Origin of the sequence: Rhodococcus sp. PAE-6, assembly GCF_025290685.1 — a bacterium.
GTDB lineage: Bacteria > Actinomycetota > Actinomycetes > Mycobacteriales > Mycobacteriaceae > Rhodococcus > Rhodococcus pyridinivorans.
In genome coordinates this window covers 224,596-248,310 of record NZ_JAOCLZ010000005.1, presented here as the reverse complement: position 1 = coordinate 248,310, position 23,715 = coordinate 224,596, and the positions used below count along the sequence as shown (strand labels likewise).

Genomic DNA, 23,715 nt, shown 5'->3' with positions numbered 1-23,715 from the left:
CTGCTCCGTATGGAGAGGGTCAGACGGCAGGAGCGCTGCGTTGGGCTTCGCGTCCGAGCGAGTAGAGGGGGCGTGCATTGTCGGGAAGGGTGATCTCGCCCGCGGCGAGCCGCTTGCGGAGATAGGTGAAGCTCTGGGCCGTCTGGGCGAACAGGTGCTCGCCGGCAGTGACTCCGCCGTAGCGCGGTCCGTCGGCGTCGACGAACCTCTCCAGCGGGTCGACCCGGGTGTCGTGATCGACGTTGAAGAACAAGGGGAACGAGTAGCGTTCCTCGGCAACCTTACGCACCCGATGTGACGTCGCTGTAAATACTCCGTTGGTCCAGATCTCCAGCAGGTCACCGATATTCAGGACGAAGGCATCCTCGCGGTAGGGCACGTCGATCCAGTCGCCGTCGGCGTTGAGGACCTCGAGTCCCGGTGCCGTGGGGAGCAGAAGAGTGAACACCTCGTAGTCGGTGTGGGCACCGATGCCGGGACGGTCCGAGGTGTCGGGATCGTAGGGATAGTGGATCATTCGAAGCTGAGCAGGCGGCGTGGTCACATAGCGGTCGAACCGATCCGCCGCCTCGCCGAGTGCTTCGGCAAAGGCACGCAACAACACACGTCCCAGAGCGAAGACGGATTCGTAGTACGCATTCACGGGCTTGTCGAAGTCCGGCAGGTCGGGCCACTGGTTCGGGCCGAGCAGCGGGTTGCCGGCGAGATACTCGGGATGATCGGACGGAAGGTCGATCGACAGGTCGAATGCTTCCTTGTGGTCCGGTGTGGCTCCGGCGAACACTTCCTCACCGGGCGGCACGTAGCCGCGGTGGTTGGTGGAATTACCAATGTACACATCCATTTTCGCGTCGTCGGGAAGAGCGAAGAAGCGTTCGGCCGCGTCCTTCAATCCGTCGACGAGGATGGGGTCGACTCCGTGTCCGACGATCTGCGCGAAGCCGACTTCTCGCGCGGCGCGCCCGAGTTCGGCGACGACGGCGTCGCGTCCGGGTTCGTCGCCGGACACCAGCGCATGCACATCGACGATGGGAATACTCGTGAACGTCATGTGTCACTCCTCGGGGTCGGGTGGACGGAGCGCCACCGACGGGTGATGGACGTTCCGTCGAATGCTGTGTCTCGGGTGCGGATCTCGTGACCGAAGACGGGGTGGAGATTGCGCCCGCTTCGGTACGGGAGGGTCGATGCGGAGATGGTCCACCGGCCGTCTTCGATGCGACCCACCGCGATCTCGCAGTCCAGCAACGCTCGGGCATCCGACACCGTCGCTGCGCCGAGGATCTGTTCGACGAGGGGTTCGGATCCGATCGCATGATCGCGACTCCGCCCGAATGCGAAGCACTCTCCGACCCGCACGAGCACTGCGGTCGCTCCGGTCTCGACGTCCTCGAGTAGGTACTCCTCGATGTCGGGCGAGACATCCGTGATGCGCCAGTGCTCGGTGTACTCCTCGAACACACCGTGTTCGACGAGGGTGTCGGCGTCGAGGGCCTCCAGGGTGCCGGCGTCGGGTGTCGGTCCGAGCGGATGGAACGACACGGCCCGTTCCCATTCGACATGGTTGCTGCTGTCGAGCAGTCGGCCGGCGAATCCGTCCTGGCTCGCGAGAGCGACCAGGTCGTCGATCTCCATCTCGGCGAGAGTAGATGCCGTCACCGTCGGCAGTGTCGCCGGTCGTCGCAGGTCGCAGTACAACCGCTCTCCCTGCAGCCACGTGACGCGGGTGGTGGTGTCCGGGATTGCTCCCGGCCGAGCCAACAGTGTTCGCTCGAACCGGGTTCCCACCGGACGGATCCGTTCGGCGGCCGTCATACGCCGTCCGCCTTCCACCGCGCGCGTTCCTGGCCGAAGGCGACGGACTGCGTCGCCTGGAACCCGCTGATCGAAGCAGCGTTGTCCGCGAGGAACTTCCGGTGCTCGGTCAGCGAGAATGTGCCGTCGGTGATCTCCACTCCTCCACCGCGACCCGCAGCGAGATCCGCTCGCAGATCGAGCAGTTCGTCGGGGTCGACGGGGTACCACGAGATGCGGTCGAAGAAGCGCAGCAGCCACGGGGTGCCGTCCTCGAACGGGCCGGCCGGCTGCGGGTGCCGGTGGTTCCACACCTGGGTGGTGCGGCCGACGAACTGGTAGCCGCCGGGGCCTTCCATGCCGTAGATGCACAGGTAGGCGCCGCCGATGCCCACGGCGTTCTCGGGGGTCCAGGTGCGCGCGGGGTTGTACTTGGTGGTGACGAGACGGTGCCGCGGGTCGAGCGGCGTCGCGACGGGGGCGCCGAGGTAGACGTCGCCGAGGCCGAGAACCATGTAGTCGGCGGCGAAGACCGTGTCGAAGACGTCGGCGACGGTGTCGAGGCCGTTCATGCGGCGGATGAACTCGATGTTCCACGGGCACCACGGGGCGTCGGAGCGCACGCCGTGCATGTAGCGCTGGATGGCCTCGCGGGTCGCCGGGTCGTCCCAGGACAGCGGGAGTCGTACCTGCCGGCTGGGGACTTCGAGTTCGTCGCTGTCGCCGATGGTGTCCTCGACCTCGCCGAGCAGGCCGAGCAGGGTCGGCACGGGCAGGACGTCGGGGTCGACCTTGACCTGCAGCGACCGGATTCCCGGGGTGAGTTCGAGCAGACCCGCAGGACGGTCGGCCTCGAGGCGCTGGTGCAGCGCGTGCACGCGGGCCCGCAGCGCCAGGTCGAGGGTCATGTCGCCGTACTCGACGAGGACGTTGTCGTCGCCGCTACGGCGGTAGGTGACGGCGGTGTGGCCGTCACGGCGGGTGAGCACTCCGTCGTCACCGTCGCCACCGGCCGAGGTGACCAGCGACAGTCCGGCGCGACGCGCGACGCCGAGTTCGCGGCGGGACGCGGTGTGCTGCGACTTCACGGGCACGAACCGGACCGTGTTGCCGGGAGCGAGTTGGCCGAGCTTCCAACGGTCGGCGGCCACGACGGTCACCGGGCACACGAACCCGCCGAGGCTGGGACCGTCGGGGCCGAGCAGGATCGGGGTGTCGCCGGTGAAGTCGAGTGCGCCGACGGAGTAGGCGTTGTCGTGGATGTTCGACGGGTGCAGGCCCGCCTCGCCACCGTCGGTGCGCGCCCATTCGGGCTTGGGGCCGATGAGCCGCACGCCGGTGCGGTCGGAGTTGAAGTGCACCTCGTAGTCGGTGGCGTAGAGGGCATCGATGTCGGCACGGGTGAAGAATTCCGGTGCGCCGTGCGGACCTTCGGTGACCGCGATCTCCCAGCGCGTGCTCAGTGCGGGCACGTGCTCGGACGGGACCGGGGCGCTCGCGCCGGGAGCGTTCTCCCCGACGACGAGGACGTCACCCTCGCGCAGCGTGCGCCCCTCGTGACCGCCGAACGTTCCGAGCGTGAAGGTCGCTGCGCTGCCCAGGAATTCGGGAACGTCGAGACCACCGCGAATGAGGACGTAGACGCGCAACCCCGGCCCGGAGACAGCTCCGACGTCGAGCAGGCCGCCCGCCGGGACGGTGACCGGGCGCCACTGCGGGACGGCGGCCCCGTCGACGCGCACGGTGACGGGCGCACCCGTCACGCACACCTCGGTTTCCTCCGTGAACCGCAGGGCGGGGCCGGCCATGGCGGTCTCGAGACCGGGGGTGCCCTCGTCGTTGCCGAGCGCGACGTTGCCGAGGCGGAACGACAGGTCGTCCATCGGGCCCGAGGGTGGCACACCGATCTGCCAGTAACCGGTGCGTCCGGGATAGTCCTGGACGGTCGTGAGCATTCCGGGACGTTCGACGGTGATCTTCGTGGTCATGACTACCTCATTCCCCGCGGGTGACGATCATGCGGACCGGCGTGGGGTCGAAGCCGTTGCACGGGTTGTTGATCTGAGGGCAGTTGGAGACGAGGACGAGCACGTCGCGCTCGGCGCGGATTGCGAGTCGCTTGCCGGGTGCGGACAGGCCGTCGACGATGCCGAGGGTGCCGTCGGCATCGACCGGCACGTTCATGAAGAAGTTGATGTTGGAGACGAGGTCGCGCTTGCCCAGTCCCCACTTGGCGCCTTCGATGAGGAAGTTCTCGACGCAGGCGTGCTGGTGCTTGGTGTGGTGCCCGTAGCGGAGGGTGTTGGACTCCTGCGAGCAGGCACCGCCGACGGTGTCGTGGTTGCCCACCTCGTCGGCGACGAGCGTCATCAGCGGCTCACCGTCGGCGTCGCGTAACACCGAACCGGTGGAGAGGAAGAGGTTCTGCTGGGCGGCCACGGTGGCAGCGGCACTGTAGCGGCGGGTGTGGTCGGCGGCGTCGTAGACGAGGGTGTCGACCGCCTGGTTGCCGTGCAGGTCGACGATGGTGAGTACGTCGCCGGCGGCGACGACGGCCGACCACGGGCCGCGGAGTCCGACGATCTCGTCGAGGACGACGCGACCGGGAACGAGGGCGAGGTCTGCGGTGTCGGCGGTGATGGTCATCGGTGGATCTCCGTTTCGGACGTGGCGGCGGCCCAGGCGTCGTCGGTGTTGAGCACGGCGCGCTGGCACTCGGGGTCGGTGTTCGGCAGCGAGTTCAGTTCGCCGGGTGCTCGCCAGGCGAGGACTTCGAGGCTGCCGGTGGTGAACTCGGGATTCGGATCGAGCGGGTGTGCGGTGTTGGCGATCAGGGCGATCACCGGCAGGTGGATCAGCAGGTCGACGGCGGCACCGGGACCGGCGTTGCCGGTGCTGACGAGGCTGCCGTCCTCCTCGACGCGGACACCGTGGAAGAAGGACAGTGAGGGCGGCAGGTCGCGCGGTTGCAGGTCGTGCTTGGCGGCGGCGACGGTGAACAGTTCGCGACCCGCAGGAGAGCTCGAATGGAGCGATCCCTCACCGTATTTCGCAGTGTTCCCCGCGACGTGGGTGGTGCCGCACAGCGCGTCGTGGCGTCCGGAGGTGTCGGCGACGATCGTGGCGAGGACGCGGCCCTGATCGGAGAGCAGTGGGTGCCCGACACCGAGATAGGCCTGCCACGGCACCTTCACCGTGTCGGCGACGTTGAGCCGTTCGTGCGGGGCGTCGGCGCGGAACAGGAGGATGTTGGCGCAGGCGGTGCCGTGGACGTCCCGCAGGCGCAGGCGGGTGCCGCGGGCGAGGACCTTGCTGGTGTAGCGGCCACCGGGGACGGTCTCGGCCCAGGTCATCGACGCTGCGCGACCGCTGGGCGGAGCCGGCCACGACGATGCCGGGACGATCGGCATGGCGTCGGTGACGGTTCCTGCCTGCGCTCGGGCATGGGCACGAGCAGCGTGCGTGGTGGCGGTCGCGAGGGTCTCGGTCATGGTGCTCCGATCGGCGGTCCGGGGAAACTGTCGATCGACAGTTTTCCCATCGCGCATCTTCGGGGAATGTCCATGGCGTAACGAGTCCGTGACGCGTGTTTCGTACGTGTGACGAAAACTTCACGCACGAAGACGGTGGCGCTGCAGCACCTTTCGTCGTGTCACAGTGGAGGCGTGACCCATGCAGGACCAGGACGCCCCCGCCTCCACGCCCCGCGACGGCCCGGGCCGACCGCGCGTGCCGAGATCCTCGACGCCGCCGCGGAGCTGTTCACCACCCGCGGGTTCTCCCCCACATCGACACGCACGATCGCCGAGGCCGTGGGGATCCGGCAGGCATCGCTGTACAACCACTTCGCGACGAAGAACGACATCCTCGTCGCGTTGCTCGAGGACACCGTCGAACCGACCCTCGACTTCGACGACAATCTCGACCCCGCGCTGCCGCCCGAGGTGCGCCTGTGTGCGCTCGCCTGGTTCGACACCGCCCAATTGTCCGCGGGAAGATGGAATCTCGGTGCGCTCTACCACCTTCCGGAGGTTCGCACCGAACCGTTCGATCGGTTCCGGGAGGAACGTCGGCACCTGATGGAGCGCTACCGGACCCTGGCGGCGCAGATCGTGGGCGACGGCGATCCTCGCACCCATCTGCCGTTCCGGGTCGTCGAATCGGTCATCGGCATGCGAGCCGACGACGGCGACGTCGACGCCGGGCTCCCCGAAGTGCTGGCGACGGCATCGCTGACGGTGCTCGGTGTCAGCGACCTTGCGGCAGTGACGAGCGCGGCCCGGGCACTCGTGGTGGGGGTTCCCGGCTACCTGCTGGGCTCGATGAACCCGCCGGCTCGGCCACCCGCGTGAAACGCAGGGCGGGATCGTCGACCGGTTCGCGGCGCAGCCGTCTGCGGTCGAGATAGTAGTTCTGCTCCATCGACCACGGGCCGCCTTCCCCGGATGTGGGGAACACGTCGGCCGAGCGCCGGAGATAGTTCGACGTGAGGTCCCAGAACGGCCCTCCGGCGACGGCCGGATCGTCGCAGATCGGGGTGACGACGTCGTACCCCTGGTCGTCCATGTGGTCGAGCAACCGGCACAGATGATGGCCGGTGAGGTCGACCTTGAGGGTCCACGACGAGTTGGTGTAGCCGAACGCGAAGGCGAAGTTCGGCACGCCGGTGAGCATCGTCGCCTTGTAGGTGACGCGTTCGTGCCAGTCGACCGGGACGCCGTCGACGTCGACTTCGATCCTCCCGAACGGCACCAGTTTCAGGCCGGTCGCGGTGACGATGACGTCGGCCTCGATCTCGCGCCCCGATTCGAGGGCGATCCCCGTGGGCGTGAACCGGGCGATCCGATCGGTGACCACCGACGCCTCGCCGGTGGCGATGGCGTGGAAGAGGTCACCGTCGGTCGCGACGCACAGGCGCTGATCCCACGGGTCGTAGGACGGGTTGAAGTGCACGTCGACGGGATAGTCGTCGGGCAGCACGCTCGTCATCCGAAGGCGCAGGAGACGGCGGAAAAGGTTCGGCGCCCGGCGACTCGTCCGGTACATCTCGTGCAGCATCCGGATGCTCAGGGAACGGACGGCGCGGTCGGCCGCCGCTGTCGGGAGTGCACGTCGCAGCGCGTTGGCGACCTTGTTCTCCTTCGGCCACCCCAGGACGTAGGACGGGGAGCGCTGCAGCATCGTCACGTGCTCGGCGACGCCGGCCAGGGCGGGAATGAGCGTCACCGCGGTGGCGCCACTGCCGATGACGACGACGCGTTTGCCCGCACAGTCGAGAGCCTCGGGCCAGTGCTGGGGATGGACGATCGTGCCGCGGAAGTCGTCGCTGCCCTCGAACTCCGGGCTGTACCCCTCGTCGTAGTCGTAGTAGCCGGTCGCGGAGAAGAAGAACGAGCAGGTCACCGTAAGCATGGTGTCGTCGCTCGTGCGCAGGAGCGTGACCGTCCACCTGCCGGTATCGGACGAGAAGGACGCGCCGACGACGCGGTGCCCGAGGTGCAGGTAGGGACGGAGTCCGTGTTCGTCCACCGTCTCGTGGAGATAGCCGAGGATCTCGCCGCCTCCGGCGTACGCATGCGTCTTCCGCCACGGCTTGAACTCGTACCCGAGGGTGTGGAGGTCGGAGTCGGAGCGCACGCCGGGATATCGGAACAGGTCCCACGTGCCACCGAGCGCGTCACGCGCCTCGACGATCGCGAAGCTCGTCCCCGGTCTCTTCGTCTTCAGGTGGTAGGCCGTGCCGATGCCGGAGATACCGGCACCGACGATCAGGACATCCACCTCGGCGGGCACGCTCCCGCCGGGTTCGACTGCGGTCATGTTCGCTCGACTCCGTCCTTCGGCGGGGTTCGTTCGATGCGCGGAGCTATCGCGGTCGATCACTCCCGGGGGATGTCGCCCGGCGTGCGGTCGGCACCTTCGAGCACGTTCACCTCGTGCTTGTCGCTACCCGGACCCACGTGCGCCTCGGCACGCATCCGCTCGACCATGTCGGGATAGTGCAGCTCGAAGGCGGGACGCTCCGAGCGGATCCGCGGCAGCTCGTAGAAGTTGTGCCGCGGCGGCGGGCAGGTCGTCGCCCATTCGAGCGAGTTGCCGTAACCCCACGGGTCGTCGACGGTGACGACCTGGCCGTAGCGGTAGCTCTTGAAGACGTTCCACAGGAACGGCAGCGTCGACGCGCCCACGACGAAGGCCCCGATCGTCGAGATGGTGTTCAAGGTGGTGAACCCGTCGGAGGGCAGGTAGTCGGCGTAGCGACGCGGCATGCCCTCGTTACCGAGCCAGTGCTGCACCAGGAAGGTGGTGTGGAAACCGATGAAGGTCAGCCAGAAGTGCCAGCGGCCGAGCTGCTCGTCCATCATCCTGCCGGTCATCTTCGGGAACCAGAAGTAGATGCCGGCGTAGGTCGCGAACACGATGGTGCCGAAGAGCACGTAGTGGAAGTGCGCGACCACGAAGTACGAGTCGTGCAGGTGGAAGTCCAGCGGCGGGCTCGCGAGGATGACACCGGTCAGGCCACCGAAGAGGAAGGTCACGATGAAGCCGACCGCGAACAGCATCGGCGTCTCGAAGGTGATCTGGCCCTTCCACATCGTGCCGATCCAGTTGAAGAACTTCACGCCCGTCGGGACGGCGATCAGGAAGGTCATGAACGAGAAGTACGGCAGCAGCACGGCGCCGGTGGCGTACATGTGGTGCGCCCACACCGCGATGGAGAGCGCGGCGATGGCAATGGTCGCGTACACGAGGCCGCTGTATCCGAAGATCGGCTTGCGGGAGAAGACCGGGAAGATCTCCGAGACGATGCCGAAGAACGGCAGCGCGATGACGTACACCTCGGGGTGACCGAAGAACCAGAACAGGTGCTGGAAGAGCAGCACACCGCCGGTCGCGGGGTCGTAGATGTTGCCGCCGATCACCCGATCGACGAAGGCACCCATGAAGGCCGCGGCGAGCAGCGGGAAGACGAGGAGCACGAGGATCATCGTGATGAAGATGTTCCAGGTGAAGATCGGCATTCGGAACATGGTCATGCCGGGCGCGCGCATGCACACCACGGTGGTGATCATGTTGACGCCGCCGAGGATGGTACCGAGACCCATGACGATCAGGCCGAGGAACCACAGATTGCCGCCGATCCCCGGCGAATGGATCTCGTCGGCGAGCGGCATGTAGGACGTCCAGCCGAAATCGGCAGCGCCGCCGGGCGTGATGAATCCGAAGGCGACCGTGAGTGCGCCGAAGAGGAAGAGCCAGTAGCTGAAGGCGTTCAGGCGCGGGAAGGCGACGTCGGGGGCACCGATCTGCAGCGGCAGGATGTAGTTCGCGAAACCGAAGACGATCGGCGTCGCATACATCAGCAGCATGATGCCGCCGTGGTTGGTGAACAGCTGGTTGTACTGCTCGTTCGACAGGAACTGCAGACCGGGCACCGCCAGCTCCGCGCGCATCAGCAGGGCGAGCACACCACCGAACAGGAAGAACGAGAACGATGTGAAGATGTACATCAGTCCGAGCTTCTTCGGGTCCGTTGTGGTGATCAGGTCGTAGAGGACCGCGCCCTTGGAGTGATAACGCGGCGGATACGGCCGCGTGGGCTTGACGGGAGCGACAACCGCGTTCATCGGGCCTCCTCGAGCCGCCGTGAGGCGGCAACGGTGCGGCGCGGACGGGATCGACGGCGCACGGCGATCACCACCCGCGATGCTGCAGGTGAACTCAGAGTAGGCGTTCCACCTCACACGCGCACCGGGTTCGCGGACCGAATTGTGACGCGACGACGAGCGACCCGAACGACTCGTGTACGGCGAAGAGAACGTGTTCTCCATATATCCGAGGTAGCCATGGCAGAGACCGTCCAGCAGGCACTCCGTGACCTGTTCGAGAACAACACCGCGGCCGTCGTCCACGCGATCGCCGGGGCCGGGCTCGCGGGCTTCCCGCTCGTCGGCCTCAACAACACCCGACGCGGTGAGGGTCTGGCACGCGACATCCTGCGTGCGGACTGCCAGATCCTGCTGACCGATGCCGAGCACGCCCCTCTGCTGGACGGCCTGGATCTCGGCGACGTCACCGTCTTCGACGTCGCGAGCCCCGAGTGGCGGGCGCTCGTCGACGGGGCCTGTCCGCTCGAGCCGTACCGGAAGGTCGGGCCGACCATCCGTTCATGTTGATCTTCACCTCGGGGACGAGCGACGATCCGAAGCCGGTGATGCTCGCCCACATGATGGTGTTGTTCTCGGGCAGCACGCTCGTCCCGCAGTTCTCGATCACGAGCGACGACGTAATCTACCTGTCGATGCCGTTGTTCCACTCCAACGCGATCCTCACCGGGTGGCCTACAAGGACGCGGACGGCTGGATCTACCTCGCCGGTCGCACGGCCGACTGGATGCGCGTGGACGGTGAGAACCTCGCCGCCGCCCCTATCATGACCGCGATCGTGCTGCGCGACGAGACGTCGCTCGTACCCGAGGAATTCGAGAAGGAAGGACCCACAGCGGGCGACGGCGTGCTGTGGGTCCGCGAGAACGAGAAGTACGTCGTGGCCTGACGTTGAGGAGCGCGAAACGGTCTTCGGCGCGGGATGTTTCGCGCTCCTATGACCGTTTCGCGCTCTGCTGTGTCAGTGCCCGTCGAAGCCGGGCAGTCGCGCCGGCTCCTCGACCACCGAGTACTCGCTCGCGTCGCCCTGCACGACCCTGCTGCGCGAGCCGTCGACGCCAACGGGGATGTCGCCGGCGAGGGTGATGCGATGCAGGCGGCGGGTGTGGTCGCCGAAGTCGGCGATGCCGTAGTGCTGCGTGGCGCGGTTGTCCCAGATCGCGACGTCGCCACTCTCCCACGACCAGCGGAACGTGTTCTCCAGCTTCGTGATCCGACTCTGCAGCAGCTGGAGCAGCGCGGCGGTCTCCGACGACTCGAGACCGACGAACTCCTTGACGAAGTGACCGAGCAACAGGGTGCGCTCACCCGTCTCGGGATGGACCCGCACCACCGGGTGAATCGTTTCGTAGGTGTTGCGGCGGAACTCGTCCTGGTAGCGGCGTCGCTCCTCGGTCAGCGCCGGATCGGAGCTGCCCGCGTCGAGCTTCTCGGCGTAGTCGTAGAGATTGGTGTGCAGGGCCCACAGGTTGTCGACGAGCGCCTTCAGCGCATCCGGCAACTGCTCGTAGGCCGCGGTCGTGGAGGCCCACGTCGTCGCACCGCCGTACGGCGGCAGGGTCACCGCCCGCAGGATCGACGCCTTCGGAATGCGGTCGACGAAACTGACGTCGGTGTGCCAGCTGTTCGCAGCACCCTCGATGGGCAACAGCCGCTTACCCTTCGAGTGGACCGTGGGGTGCGACTGGGTCTGCGTGCCGAGCAGGCCGGCGAAGGCCCACTGCTCCTCGTCGTCGAGGTGATGCTGGTCGCGGAAGACGATCGCCTTGTGCACGGCGAGTGCGTAGCGGATGGCCTCGACGGTCGCGGACGCCAACGAGCCGGACAACCGCACCCCGTCGATCCGCGCACCGATGCGCTCCCCCAGCTTGGTGACGACGATGCCCCCGGCGGTGTAGACGGATTCGGCGGTGGTCGTATCGCGATCGAGTTCGGTGATGGTCATGCGATCTCTCCTTCGATGATCTGAACCTGGCGTTGTCGCTTGCGCCGATTCAGTTCACCGCCATCCGTCGGCAGAGTCGACGGTTGTGGTCAGCGAGATCGAAACGAGCCGAGCTCGCTTACGGGAGATCGAAACGAGCCGAGCTCGCTTACGGGAGATCGAAACGAGCCGAAGCCGCTATCGGGAGTGCGTTCTCACTCGAGGATCTCGCTCCGCCAGAAGGTGTCGCCGTCGGGGACGGTCTCGTGGTCGTCGAAGAAGGTGACGAGCGCCTGTGCGGCTGCCGCGGCGTCGGGGAAGCGACGCCCCTCCATCGGTCCCCGGTTGATCTCGAGCGTCCCGGACACCGGATCGACGCGCCCCTGCACGCGGTATCCCCCGATGTCGGCGACCACCGCGAGCCGTCCGTCGTCGGTGTCGGGTTCGGCGACCGCCGGTGTGGCCGGACGTGCTACGCGGACGGCCGCTGCCGGCACCGGCGCCGCACCGTGGTCGGGATCCTTGACCGCGTCGAGACCGAGCAAATCCCAATGATCTTGACCGTGAACGACATTGCTGCGCTGAATCGGGTGACTGCCGGTCGGTGTCCGGCCGGGGCGGTCGGCGAGCCAGAGCGCGACCTCCTCCTCGATTCCCCCTTCGATGTCGTCCGCGTCCACCACATAGAACTCCGGTAGCTCGGGTGCGAGATCGACGAACACCCAGTACGACACGCCCGCACCGTCGGCGGCGGGAACTCCGTCGCGGCGTCGCGCGAGCCACGGATCGCTCGCCGTCGAGCACACCCGCACCACACGTTCGGATCCGTCCGCGCCCTGTACGCGGACGTCCCGCTGTCCAGGGATCGGCTCGGCCCGGCCGCCTCGCGCCAGAACCTCGGCCACGAAGGCCGCGACTCCCTGTCGAACGATGTCCCCCATATCGACTCCTCTTCTCGGTGCGCACATCGAGCAGTGAATCGGGATCGACGCGCGAGGTGCCCACGTCCTGCGCGGTCTCATCGAGACCGGAGGTCTGGTGCGACCATACGTGGCTACGAGCAGAAGAAGAACTGCATGTGACCGATCACCGGAAAGCATCACCCTTCGTGGTGAGCGCCTTGACCCGTTCGACGATGCGGTCCTGAAGTTTGGACGGGGTGCGCCAGCGCATCGCGAGTTTGTCGTAGTCCATGGCGTGCTCGGCGATGATGTCCTTGAGTTGTTCGACCCCGAGGGTCGACAGCCTCTCCCGCAGAGTCGCCTCGCCGCTCTCGCGGAACACCACGAACGGGTCGAAGGCCCCGGGTGCGCGACGACTGCGACGCGCAGACGTTCGGGCCGCGGCCGGGCGCGTAGCAGGAGCGGGAGCAGGGGTCGGGGCCCTTGCGTCCGCGGTAACCGAGAGCGCTCCCGCGAGTGCCCTCGCGAACCGCGGCGTGCGCGCCGCCTCATCGGCGATCACCTGGACGAGAGCGACGAGCGCGCCGGCCGTGCCGGGTGCCGCCTCGTCGAGACGGAGCAACGCCGAACTCGCCTCGCCGATGCGCACCCGCAGACGCGCCTGTGCCATGTCGGTATCGGGGTCGGGATTCGTCACAGGTACACCTGCGCATTCATCATGATCGTCTCGGTGAGGATTCGCAGTGCGTCGTACTGGCCGGTGTTGCCGTACTTTCGCTTGAGCGTGCCGTAGGGCACGAACTCGGCGGACGCCGCGATCTGATTGGCCTCGGGCACCCAGGCGGGAACGACGCTCGCAATCCGGGGGTCGCGCTGGAGCTGTTCGATGATCGTGCGGTGCAGATTCGAGGCACTGCGGTACTTCGTGATGACGAGACCGATCTCCCGCACGGTGTGCCCGGTCCGTGTCGCGAATTCCTGGATCTTCGTCTGCAGCGGCGGAATTCCGTAGGTGGACAGGATGTCGGGAATCGTCGGGATGAGATAGCCGTCGGCGAGACGCAATCCGTTGAGGGTGAGGATCCCGAGATTCGGCGGGCAGTCGATCAGGATGTAGTCGTACCGGTCGGCGATGGGCCGGACAGCGGAGAGCAGCACCTCGACGGGACGGTGCGAGCCGGGATCGGCGTACTGCTGGTGGGTGAGCCCCTCCTGGATGTCCATGAGATCCAGCGACGACGCGAGCAGGTCGAGATCACGGACCGCTCGCACGGGCGAGACGTTCTTCTGGACGGCCTTCTCGATGTCGAACGCGTCAGAGTGGGGCGTGATCGCCGTACGGAAGAGCGTCGCGAGGGTCAGACCGAGTTCGTTCAGTTCCTGCCAGCGCTCCTCCCCCACCATCATCGTGGTGAGGTTGGTCTGCGGGTCGAGATCGATCATCAGCACCCGCTGCCCGAACTCCGCCGCCATGAACTCGCCCAGAGCGGCCGTCGTCGTGGTCTTGCCGACGCCACCTTTCAGGTTGATCGTCGCGATTACCCGTGCCACCCCACACCTCTTCGGGAAAGAAATTCATTACTCGATATCGCGAGCAAAACTACCCGAAGGCGGACATACGAGGCAGCCGGGTGACAGCTACCGGATCAGCGGCCCCTCGACTCGACCGCGAGACGGGGCATGCCGGCGAGTTCGTCGGGCGTGACGTACGAATCGGAGGTCGCGAAACCGCTCAGGTACAGCGGCGGCTCGCGGTCGGCGACCGCGCGCACGATCTGCCCCTCCGAGACGAACACGATGAGCCCTTCGGCATCGGATCCCGGCATGTTCCGCCAGGTGACTCCGGGGGTGTGCATCACGCGGTTGAGTTCGCTCATCAGCACCGGGACGCGGAAGTAGTACATCCGGTCCCACGACTCGACACCCGCTGCGGCCGCGACCTCCCCGAGCGTGCGGGACTGTCCGGAGACGAGCACCGATTCGAACTCGGCCTCGAGCTGCGGGTCGTCGACGACGGACACGCTCGTCGTCGCCCCCGAACAACCCGAAACCCCCAGCACCGCAGCGACAGCCAGCGCAAAACCCGTACGCACGAACCGCGACGCCACCGCACCCCCTGTGTATCGACCCCCGATAGGACGCGAGGAAGCTACCACCGGTTCGGACGAATACACCAGTGAAGACGGTCACTTTCCACGAGTTCGGGGATACGACCCGAAACGCAGCCGAATCGATGTGACAAATGACAGTAACTCCGAGTTACTCCTTTGCGGTGAGCTCGGCGATGTCCGTCCACAGAGCACTGCGGAGCGCGACCATCGGTTCGGCTGCGGCGCCGAGCTGGTCGCCGACGAAATCGGTGTTCTCGGCGGACAACTCGCGCGCACCCGATCTGCCGATCAGGTCGTCGATCCGCTGGTCGAGACTCGCGGTCCGCTGCGCGATGTGTGTGAGATGCAGATGGCCCTCCGCGCGCGTGAGCAGGTCGCCGATGCGCGCGAGCGCGGTGACGCGCGCAAGGATCTGGTCCCATACCGGTTCGAGCACTGCCACCCGGGATTCGAGACCGGACCGCGCCTCGGGCGCCGATCGGATCGCGGACTGCAACTCGTCGAGCAGGTCGCGCAGGGCGACGGTGTCCACCGCGATCTGGGTGAGCTCCTCGGCGAGATCGAGCTGGGCTCGTTGAACCTCGAAGTACTCCGAACGCCACGCCGCCGATGCCTCGACGCGGTCGTACAGGGAACCGGCGAGGAAGAGCAGGGTGTCGTAGCGGTCGACGAAGCGGTCGTCGCCGGAGGGCACCTCGCGTCCGAGCCGTTCGGCGACGCGACGCCCCGTCTCGGCCAGCGGGGTGCGTTCGGACCAGCGACCCACGCGGTCGACGGCGACACCGAGCACCACTCCCCGGGCCTGCTCGACGGGCGTGACGGGCAGGGGCGCCGGGGTGCGTCGCAGTGCAGCGAACAGCGCCTCGCGTTGTTCGATCTCGAGATGCAGCCCGTCGCGTCGGTCGCGGCGCACGGCGCGGACGCCCTGGGCGTAGTGCAGCGGCGAGTGCACGACGGTCTGTCGCGCCGCCCGGATGCGTTTGCCGAGCTCGTTGGCCCGGTATTCGAGTGCGAGTCGCGCAGCGCCGGGACGCAGGCCGTCGATCCGTGTGCGGAGGCGGGCGTGCTCGTCGGACAGGCGGCGCAGCTCACCGAATCCGTCGAGGGTGGGCAACCGGCGCCCGACGCGCCGGCGGTTCGCCAGCACAGCACGTGCCGATTCGTCGAGGTAGCCGGCGGCCAGTGCGACCGCCGCGGCGTCCGACAGAGGAGCGTGCCCGCCCTCGATACTGCCGGTCTCGCACCACCGGCGGACCTGCCCGGCGATACGTGTCCGCCGGTCCACCGACGGGATGTCCCGGCCGGGCGCGTCGTCGCGCCCCGGGAGGTGGGGTCGATCGGCTTCGGACACGGGGATCCTCCTCGCGGCTCGTCCGCAGGCATGCACCGTCCACTCTTCCAGATTCCGCGCGGGCTCGGAGAAATGCCCGGTAACGGCCCCGATCCCGGGCGCTCGACGGGCACGATCCCACACGTCCACGGCCGCGCTCCGGTTCGGTTGAGACCTTCACCTTTTCGCCCTTCGTGACGGATGTCACAGCATTGTCGAGGTAGCTCCGAACGATTTGCCCGATCCCGGATCGCGCCCGAGACGGGGGCGCGCGAAAACCGTTGCGTACCAGCAGAAGCGAGAGGACGCCGGCGACGGGTCCCTGACCCCTCAGGAAGTTACCGATCGGTGTTACTGCACAGTACCGGCGGCCTCCGGGACCGGAGACCCCCTCCCCGACACCCGTTCCCGAGCGAAATCCTCTGCGCGCGAATGCCTGTGAGAGAAGTCGGCCACGAGGGCGCCGCCGATCGCCCCGCATGGAAGCAAAACGTGACAAACCCTCATGTTTCCTCCATGCTGTAATCCGAACGGAGCCTTCGCCCAGGGGGACGTGACCGTCGCAACCGACGGCCGTAGCTGCGGAGACCTGTTCGAAACGGTCCTTCGGACACCGCGGATGTTGCCCGGTGGATCGACGACGAACACGCATGCCCATGCCAACCACGAGGAGCCGACCGCTACATGTTCCCGCTCGCGTCGCCAACACGAGACGTGGAAGGTAGGACCGGTTAGTTTGACTTCCTCATTGGGGTGGAGCTTCGAGACGCGCGCCCGATGCGTGCACAAACCATGGAGAACGGTGGCAACGAGTATGTTCAAGCGGATCGCAGTGGTCAATCGCGGTGAGGCGGCCGTACGCCTCATCCGGGCAGTCCGGGAGCTCAACTCCGAGCACGGCTACGACATCAAGACGATCGCTCTGCACACCGATGCCGAGCGACGGGCGATGTTCGTCCGTCAGGCCGACGAAGGAGTGACCCTCCGGCCGTCGACGACGGCGGCGACCCCCTACCTCGATCATGCAGAACTCGAGCGCGCGCTCCTCGAGGCGAAGGCCGACGCCGTCTGGGTCGGCTGGGGCTTCGTCGCCGAGGACCCCGCCTTCGCCGAGCTGTGCGCCCGCCTCGGGATCACCTTCATCGGTCCCTCCGCCGACGCCATGCGTCTGCTCGGCGACAAGGTCGAGGCGAAACTCCTCGCCGAGAAGGTCGGCGTTCCCGTCGCACCGTGGTCCGGTGGACCCGTCGATTCCCGCGCCGACGCGCGCCGCCACGCGCAGGCCATCGGCTACCCGCTGATCATCAAGGCCCGCTCCGGCGGCGGTGGCCGTGGCATCCGCAAGGTCTACGCCGAAGACGAGCTCGAGCTCGCCCTCGAGCGCACCCAGGGTGAGGCCGAGCGTTCCTTCGGCGACCCCGTCGTGTTCATCGAGCGTCTCGTCACCGACGCACGCCACGTCGAGGTCCAGGTCATCGCCGACAAGCACGGCAACGTCTGGGCCCCGGGCGTGCGCGACTGCTCGATCCAGCGCAAGAACCAGAAGGTCATCGAGGAGTCCGCCTCGCCGCTGCTCACCAAGGAGCAGTCCGACCACCTGCGCACGGTCTCGGCCGATCTCGTCCGCGCCGCCGGCTACGCCGGTGCCGGCACCGTCGAGTACCTCTACCAGCCCGACCTGAAGATCTTCACCTTCCTCGAGGTCAACACGCGTCTCCAGGTCGAGCACCCCATCACCGAGGCCACGACCGGCATCGACCTCGTCAAGCTGCAGATCCTCGTCGCCTCCGGCGAGAAGCTTCCCGGCGAGTGCCCCGGCGAGTTCGGGCACGCCGTCGAGGCCCGCCTGAACGCCGAGGACGCCGCCAACGGCTTCGCACCCGCTCCCGGCACCGTGCAGCTGCTCAAGTTCCCGCTCGGCTCCGGTCTGCGTGTCGACACCGGCATCGCCCAGGGCGACGTCATTCCGCCCGACTACGACTCCATGGTCGCCAAGATCATCGCGTGGGGCCGCGACCGCGACGAGGCACTCGCCCGCCTGCGCACCGCTCTGCGCGAGACCACCGTCGTCCTCGACGGCGGCACGACGACCAAGTCGTTCCTGCTCGACCTGCTCGACCGTCCCGAGGTCATCGACGCCTCCGCCGACACCGGCTGGCTCGACCGCACCGGCGCCGGCACCGAGACCGGTCCGTCCAAGGTCGCCGACGTCGCTCTGATTGCGACGGCCGTCGATGTCTACGACACCGACGAGGCCCACGAGCGCTCCGCCTTCCTCGCTTCGGCCCGCGGCGGTCGCCCGCGTGCCGGACACGCCGTCGGACGCAAGATCGAGCTGAGCTACCAGGGCCAGGCCTACGAGCTCGTCGTCGGCCAGGTCGGCCCGCACCGCTACCGGGTCGACACCGGTTCCGCCGAGTTCGACGTCGACGTCGAGCGGCTGGGCGACTACGAGTCGCGCCTGACCCTCGGCGGACGCCGCCACAACGTGGTGTCGATCGCCGGTCCGGCCCACTTCCTCGTCGAGGTCGACGGCATCAGCCACCAGATCAGCCAGGACGAGGCCGGCGTGGTGCGCACCCCTGCCCCGGCCGTGGTCGTCGCGGTTCCCGTCGCCGTCGGTGACGAGGTCGAGGCCGGTCAGACCCTCGTCGTGCTCGAGTCGATGAAGATGGAGACCGCGGTCCGCGCTCCCTTCGCCGGCAAGGTCCGCGAGATCCTCGCCGTCGTCAACGCGCAGGTCGACGCGGGCGCCCCGCTCCTGCGGGTCGACCAGATCGTCGAGGAGGTCGTCACCGAGACCGTCGAGCGCGTGGAGTTCGCTGCACCGGCGCCCTCGCTCAGCGACGATGTCGCCGCCGACGCACTCGCTCGCCTCGACTCGCTCGCCGCTCTGGTCACCGGATACGACGTGTCCGCCAAGCGCACCGCGGCACTGCTCGCCGAGTACGAACGTCTCTCCGGCTCGGTCGACTCGTGCGCGCTCGTCCGCGCCGAGCTCTCGCTGCTGACGACCTTCGCGGACGTATGCGAACTGTCGCGCAACCGTCCGACCGAGGAGGAGAAGAACAGCGACGACCGGGTCCACAGCCCCCGCGAGTTCTTCCACGGCTACCTGCAGTCGCTCGACGTGGAGGTCGGGGGTCTGCCCGACAGCTTCCGCGCGCGTCTCGCCCGTGCCCTGCGGCACTACGACGTCCTGGAACTCGATCGCACCCCGGAGCTCGAGGAGGCCGTCTACCGGTTGTTCCTCGCGCTCGAGCGCATCGAGGCCCACGTCCCCGTGGTCACCTCGCTGCTCGACCGCTGGGTCGAGCGCGACGACACCGAGGTGGGGATCTCCCACGAGCTCAACGAAGTCCTCGACCGGCTGATCGTCGCGACCCAGGTCCGCTTCCCGGTCATCGGCGACACCGCCCGCAACCTGCGGTACCGCTACTTCGAGGAGCCGGTGATCCGCAAGGCCCGCGAGCAGGTCTACGACGGGGTCCGCGGTTCGCTCGCGTACCTCGCCGAGCATCCGCAGGCGACGGACTACGCGCAGCGCATCGATTCGCTGGTCGCCACACCCGAGCCGCTGATCGACCTTCTCGCACAGCAGATCACGCGTCCGGAGACCGTTCCGGGCCCGCTGCTCGAGGTCATCGCTCGCCGGGCTTACAAGATCCGCACCCTCGAGGACGTGCGTTCGTGCACCGTCGGCGGACACCAGTTCGTCACCGGCAACTTCGATCTGCGCGGCACGCGCCTGTACCTGATCTCCGCCGAGGCCCCGCAGGCCGAGTTCGCGTCGCTGCTCGACGCCGTCGAGGAGTCGGCGGCCTCGGTTCCCGACACGAAGAACCTCGTGATCGACCTGTACCTCGCGTGGGACGACGCTCCGGCCGATGCCGACGCCCAGGCCGACGCGCTGCGCGCCGAACTCGCCGCACGCCCGGTGACCGGCGTGGCCCGTCGCGTGACCGTGACGGTCTGCCACACCGACACGGCCGAAGAGCACGTGTTCACCTTCCGCCCCTACGAGACCGGATACGCGGAGGAGACCAACATCCGCGACATCCACCCGCTCACGGGTCAGCGTCTGGATCTGTGGCGCCTGAAGAACTTCGACGGCACCCGCCTGCCCGCCAACCCGGACACCTACCTGTATCACCTGGTGTCGCAGGACAATCCGTCCGATGAGCGGTTCATCGCCCTCGCCGAGGTGCGCGACCTGACGCCGCAGCGCGACGAGTCCGGTCGCATCGTCGGACTGCCGGCCTTCGAACGCGCTCTCGCGAGCTCGCTCGACGGCATGCGACGCGCCCAGGCCAACCGCGGCGGGCGACGTCTCGACGCGAACCGCGTGGTGCTCTACGTGTGGCCCGCCGTCGATCTCGACATGGAGGACCTGCGCCGCATCGGCCGCAACGCCGCGCCGCTGACCGTGGGTGCCGGACTCGAGGAGATCACCGTCATCGGGTCGTGGCGTGATCGCCAGGACGAGCCGGCACGCGAGGTCGCCCTGCGCTTCTCGTACCGCTCCGGTGCGGGCGTCATCGTGCGGGTCACCGAGCCGCCGAAGGAGCCGCTGAAGCCGCTCGACGAGTACACCCAGAAGGTCCAGCGGTCCCGTGCCCGCGGCACCGTCTACCCGTACGAGCTGATCCCGCTGCTCACCGGCGGCGAAGGCACCTTCGTCGAGTACGACTTCGACGAGCAGGGCACCCTCGTGCCCGTCGACCGCCCCTACGGCCGCAACACCGCGGGTCTGATCGTCGGCGTCGTCGACACCCCGACCCCGCGGTACCCCGAGGGCATGAAGCGCGTCACGCTGTTCGGTGATCCCACCAAGGCGCTGGGCACCGTCGCGGAGGCCGAGTGCTCCCGTGTGGTCGCCGCGATCGACCTGGCGGAGAGCCTGAACGCTCCCGTCGAGTGGTTCGCGCTGTCGTCCGGCGCGACGATCTCCATGGACTCGGGCACCGAGAACATGGACTGGGTGTCGCGCGGTCTGCGTCGCATCATCACATTCACGCAGAACGGCGGCGAGATCAACGTCGTGGTCACCGGCATCAATGTCGGCGCGCAGCCGTACTGGAACGCCGAGGCGACGATGCTCATGCACACCAAGGGCATCCTCGTGATGACCCCGGACAGCGCCATGGTGCTCACCGGCAAGCAGTCGCTCGATTACTCGGGTGGCGTCTCCGCCGAGGACAACTTCGGTATCGGTGGCTACGACCGCGTCATGGGCCCCAACGGTCAGGCGCAGTACTGGGCTCCCAACCTCAGGGCCGCCATCGAGACGCTGTTCGCGCACTACGCCCACGCCTACGTCGCGCCGGGCGAGCGCTTCCCGCGCAAGGCCGCGTCCACCGACCCGGTCGACCGCAACGTGTGCGTGTACCCGCACGTGCATCCGTCCAGCGACTTCACCACCGTGGGCGACATCTTCTCGTCCGAGACCAACCCGGATCGCAAGAAGCCGTTCGACATCCGTACGGTGATGCGCTCGGTGGTCGACCAGGACCACGCTGTGCTCGAACGGTGGGCCGACATGGCCGACGCCGACACCTCGGTCGTGTTCGACGCGCACCTGGGCGGAAACCCGGTGACGGTCATCGGCATCGAGTCTCGCGCGATCCCGCGCAAGGGCTGGTTCCCCGCCGACGGACCGGACCAGTGGACCTCGGGCACGCTGTTCCCCAAGTCGTCGAAGAAGACGGCACGGGCGATCAACGCGGCGAGCGGCAACCGTCCGCTCGTGGTGCTCGCCAACCTGTCGGGCTTCGACGGCTCCCCCGAGTCGCTGCGCAACCTGCAGCTCGAGTACGGCGCCGAGATCGGCCGGGCCATCGTCAACTTCGACGGTCCGATCGTGTTCGTCGTGGTCTCCCGCTACCACGGTGGTGCCTTCGTGGTGTTCTCGGGCGCACTGAACGAGAACATGGAAGTCCTCGCCGTGGAGGGTTCGTTCGCCTCGGTGCTCGGTGGCGCTCCGGCGGCTGCGGTGGTCTTCACCCGCGACGTCAACAAGCGCACCGCGAGCGATCCGCGGGTCGTGGAACTCGAGGCGCAGCTGCGGGCCGCCGAGGACGGCGACAAGGCACGACTGGGCGTCGAGCTCACCGCTCTGCGCACCGCGGTGCGGTCGGAGAAGCTCGGTGAGGTGGCAGCCGAGTTCGAGGCGATCCACAACATCCAGCGCGCACAGCAGGTCGGCTCGGTCGACGCGATCGTGCCGGCGGTCGAGCTGCGGCCGCAGATCATCGCGGCCGTCGAGCGCGGCATGGCACGCACGCTCGCGTAACCCACGCAACGAGAGCGAGACCCCACCGGAACACTTCCGGTGGGGTCTCGTCGTCGTGGGGCCGTCGTGCGGGTCAGTCGTCGTGATCGTCGTCCCGGTCGTCGTCCCGGTCGTCGTCGTGCACATCGTCACAGCGGTCGTCCCACTCGCCGTAGAAGTCCTCGACGTGGTCCGGCACCGTGTCGTCCCAGTCCTCGAACCACGCGTCGCAGCTCGTGACGTCGATGTAGGGGATGTCGGTGGGCAGGTCACCCGGCCCCGCATCCCGGGCCGGGTCGACGCCCGCCCGAACAGTTCCATCCGGGCCGCCGGTCGTCGTCTCGTCCACCACGCGGGCGACGGTGAACGACGACGGTTCGGAGGGAGCGGACTCACCTCGGTTCGCCGACACGAAACCGACGGTGCCGGCCGTCATCGCGACCGCTACGGCGGTCACGGCCCATGCGGTGCGGCTCATCGCCATGATCGTTCTCCTCGACTCGGTGTTCGTCCTGGTCACCGGTAACTTTGGCGCACGACGATGAGGGGTCGATGAGCCGAAGATGACGAAACCTTCATCCGAGACGCGTACGGATCCACTCGACCAGGATCCTGGCTACCTCGTGAGGAGCCTCCGGGACGAGGGCGTGCCCGCAAGCCGGCACGACGGCCGTGGAGACGAGTTCGCTCCCGAACTCGTCGACGAGCTCACCTCGGGTCTCCGCGGGCCGGAAAACGTCCCCTCCTGCTTGTACGTCGAGCAGAGGTGACGGCGCCACCGTCCACCACGATTCCTTGTCGGTCGCGGCCATCGCTGCCCGCTGCGACACGATCGCGTCGGGCCACCACCCGTCGAGCCACACCGCCGGATCGTGTCCTGCGGCGAAGAAGACGTCGCGCAGGTGCACGAGTCGTTCGTGGTCGGGAAGCGAGAGGTCGGAGCACTTGGCGACACGCTCGGTCAGCGAAGCCGGAAACCGGCGGGCCCCGGCGGCGAGCACGGCGACGCCCCGGACGAGTTCGGGCCGGTCGGCGGCGAGTACCCGGGCCACGTAGTGCCCGAACGCATGACCGGCCACAACAGCGGGTGCGGCGTCGAAATGCTCGATGACGGCGGCGACGTCGCCCGCGAGATCGTGCAGGTCGAGACCGGTCATGGGTCCGCGGCTGCTGCCGATACCCCGGGGTTGCGGTCGCAGAGCGGTGAATCCCGCTGCGGCGAGGTCGCTCGCGATCGGATCGAATTCGTAGGAGTCGCGCCCGAGGGAGGGCAGCAGGACGACTGCCGGCCCTTCCCCGTCGAGATGTATCTCGAGTTCGGCCACCGGTGTTTCGACAAGACGAGTGTTGCTCACGGGGCCATCCTCTCATCGCCGGAAAGACCCGTGCTTCGCCACAACGACCCTCTGTAGTGTCGAGAATCACACCGACGCCAGGTGTGGCGCGTTTTCGAACGGGGAATACCAACGAGTTCGTCTTGGTCGAGCTTCGGCGGCACGGAGTGCGTCTCTCCCCGACAGGCGTCAAGCGACCGCCCACGGTAGGAAATCGACTCCGAATCCCTTCATCCGCAATTACTTTCGGGACCATGCGCGAAACACGTTCGCGTCCACGCCATGTGCACACAGTTGTACCTGACTCCCCGGTAGCACGTTGTGCCATTCTGGAGCGGTCCGATTCGTGCAGGCTGTACGTCCGAATGGATACGAACATTCA

The 23,715-nt window shown here is 67.6% G+C and carries 20 protein-coding genes; 5 read left to right on the top strand and 15 right to left on the bottom strand.

Annotated elements, in window-relative coordinates; genetic code table 11:
- Positions 1-19: 19 nt before the first annotated feature.
- The 5 genes from NVV99_RS13450 to NVV99_RS13430 form a co-directional block, all read right to left on the bottom strand.
- Positions 20-1,051, bottom strand: coding sequence for an isopenicillin N synthase family oxygenase (locus NVV99_RS13450; RefSeq protein WP_024103520.1), 1,032 nt, complete (start codon positions 1,049-1,051; stop codon positions 20-22).
- On the bottom strand, positions 1,048-1,659 hold the full coding sequence (locus NVV99_RS13445) for a hypothetical protein (RefSeq protein WP_242411702.1): 612 nt from the start codon (positions 1,657-1,659) through the stop codon (positions 1,048-1,050). The genes NVV99_RS13450 and NVV99_RS13445 overlap by 4 nt, the downstream gene beginning before the upstream one ends.
- Positions 1,660-1,811: 152 nt before the next feature.
- Positions 1,812-3,782: a 5-oxoprolinase/urea amidolyase family protein gene (locus NVV99_RS13440; protein ID WP_024103518.1), complete on the bottom strand. Its 1,971-nt coding sequence runs from the start codon at positions 3,780-3,782 to the stop codon at positions 1,812-1,814.
- A gap of 7 nt (positions 3,783-3,789) precedes the next feature.
- Positions 3,790-4,440 carry an urea amidolyase associated protein UAAP2 gene (locus NVV99_RS13435; RefSeq protein ID WP_024103517.1) on the bottom strand — a complete coding sequence of 217 codons (651 nt, stop codon included), beginning with the start codon at positions 4,438-4,440 and terminating at the stop codon, positions 3,790-3,792.
- On the bottom strand, positions 4,437-5,285 hold the full coding sequence (locus tag NVV99_RS13430) for an urea amidolyase associated protein UAAP1 (RefSeq protein WP_024103516.1): 849 nt from the start codon (positions 5,283-5,285) through the stop codon (positions 4,437-4,439). The genes NVV99_RS13435 and NVV99_RS13430 overlap by 4 nt, the downstream gene beginning before the upstream one ends.
- Positions 5,286-5,459: 174 nt before the next feature.
- On the opposite strand from NVV99_RS13430, the gene NVV99_RS13425 reads away from it, so the two are divergent.
- The gene (locus NVV99_RS13425; RefSeq protein WP_080678557.1) at positions 5,460-6,146 is read left to right on the top strand and encodes a TetR/AcrR family transcriptional regulator; all 687 of its coding nucleotides are present in this window, start codon (positions 5,460-5,462) and stop codon (positions 6,144-6,146) included.
- On the opposite strand, the gene NVV99_RS13420 is transcribed toward NVV99_RS13425, so the two are convergent.
- Both NVV99_RS13420 and ctaD read right to left on the bottom strand, forming a co-directional pair.
- Complete coding sequence (locus NVV99_RS13420; protein ID WP_024103514.1) at positions 6,043-7,614, bottom strand: NAD(P)/FAD-dependent oxidoreductase; 1,572 nt, start codon at positions 7,612-7,614, stop codon at positions 6,043-6,045. The genes NVV99_RS13425 and NVV99_RS13420 overlap by 104 nt on opposite strands.
- Before the next feature lie 59 nt (positions 7,615-7,673).
- Positions 7,674-9,422, bottom strand: a complete 1,749-nt coding sequence (ctaD, locus tag NVV99_RS13415) for a cytochrome c oxidase subunit I (protein WP_024103513.1) — start codon at positions 9,420-9,422, stop codon at positions 7,674-7,676.
- Between the two features lie 219 nt (positions 9,423-9,641).
- Between ctaD and NVV99_RS13410 the strand changes: the two genes are divergently transcribed.
- From NVV99_RS13410 to NVV99_RS13400, 3 genes are read left to right on the top strand one after another with little or no spacing between them, the layout of a single operon-like run.
- Entirely contained in the window at positions 9,642-9,971 is a 330-nt protein-coding gene (locus NVV99_RS13410) for a hypothetical protein (RefSeq protein WP_006553968.1), read from the top strand.
- Positions 9,965-10,231, top strand: coding sequence for an AMP-binding protein (locus NVV99_RS13405; protein WP_242411701.1), 267 nt, complete (start codon positions 9,965-9,967; stop codon positions 10,229-10,231). The genes NVV99_RS13410 and NVV99_RS13405 overlap by 7 nt, the downstream gene beginning before the upstream one ends.
- A complete protein-coding gene (locus NVV99_RS13400; protein ID WP_006553967.1) occupies positions 10,132-10,350 on the top strand; it encodes a hypothetical protein in 219 nt (72 codons plus the stop codon). Before NVV99_RS13405 ends, NVV99_RS13400 begins: the two co-directional genes overlap by 100 nt.
- Positions 10,351-10,422: 72 nt before the next feature.
- On the opposite strand, the gene NVV99_RS13395 is transcribed toward NVV99_RS13400, so the two are convergent.
- From NVV99_RS13395 to NVV99_RS13370, 6 genes are all read right to left on the bottom strand, one after another.
- A complete protein-coding gene (locus tag NVV99_RS13395) occupies positions 10,423-11,406 on the bottom strand; it encodes a TauD/TfdA family dioxygenase (RefSeq protein ID WP_024103512.1) in 984 nt (327 codons plus the stop codon).
- Between the two features lie 194 nt (positions 11,407-11,600).
- Positions 11,601-12,326 (bottom strand): hypothetical protein, encoded by a 726-nt coding sequence (locus NVV99_RS13390; RefSeq protein ID WP_041803607.1) that lies wholly within the window; start codon positions 12,324-12,326, stop codon positions 11,601-11,603.
- Between the two features lie 145 nt (positions 12,327-12,471).
- On the bottom strand, positions 12,472-12,984 hold the full coding sequence (locus tag NVV99_RS13385; RefSeq protein ID WP_260782898.1) for a hypothetical protein: 513 nt from the start codon (positions 12,982-12,984) through the stop codon (positions 12,472-12,474).
- On the bottom strand, positions 12,981-13,838 hold the full coding sequence (locus tag NVV99_RS13380; protein ID WP_024103511.1) for a ParA family protein: 858 nt from the start codon (positions 13,836-13,838) through the stop codon (positions 12,981-12,983). The genes NVV99_RS13385 and NVV99_RS13380 overlap by 4 nt, the downstream gene beginning before the upstream one ends.
- A 95-nt stretch (positions 13,839-13,933) precedes the next feature.
- Positions 13,934-14,308 carry a hypothetical protein gene (locus NVV99_RS13375; protein WP_006553960.1) on the bottom strand — a complete coding sequence of 125 codons (375 nt, stop codon included), beginning with the start codon at positions 14,306-14,308 and terminating at the stop codon, positions 13,934-13,936.
- Between the two features lie 238 nt (positions 14,309-14,546).
- Positions 14,547-15,749: a hypothetical protein gene (locus tag NVV99_RS13370; RefSeq protein WP_024103510.1), complete on the bottom strand. Its 1,203-nt coding sequence runs from the start codon at positions 15,747-15,749 to the stop codon at positions 14,547-14,549.
- A 793-nt stretch (positions 15,750-16,542) separates the two neighbouring features.
- On the opposite strand from NVV99_RS13370, the gene NVV99_RS13365 reads away from it, so the two are divergent.
- Positions 16,543-22,020 carry a carboxyl transferase domain-containing protein gene (locus NVV99_RS13365; protein WP_024103509.1) on the top strand — a complete coding sequence of 1,826 codons (5,478 nt, stop codon included), beginning with the start codon at positions 16,543-16,545 and terminating at the stop codon, positions 22,018-22,020.
- Between the two features lie 73 nt (positions 22,021-22,093).
- Here the strand turns inward: NVV99_RS13365 and NVV99_RS13360 are convergent, their stop codons facing one another.
- Together NVV99_RS13360 and NVV99_RS13355 are read right to left on the bottom strand one after the other, a co-directional pair.
- Positions 22,094-22,477 carry a hypothetical protein gene (locus NVV99_RS13360; RefSeq protein ID WP_242411700.1) on the bottom strand — a complete coding sequence of 128 codons (384 nt, stop codon included), beginning with the start codon at positions 22,475-22,477 and terminating at the stop codon, positions 22,094-22,096.
- Between the two features lie 97 nt (positions 22,478-22,574).
- A complete protein-coding gene (locus tag NVV99_RS13355) occupies positions 22,575-23,354 on the bottom strand; it encodes an alpha/beta fold hydrolase (RefSeq protein WP_041803599.1) in 780 nt (259 codons plus the stop codon).
- Positions 23,355-23,715: the final 361 nt, after the last annotated feature.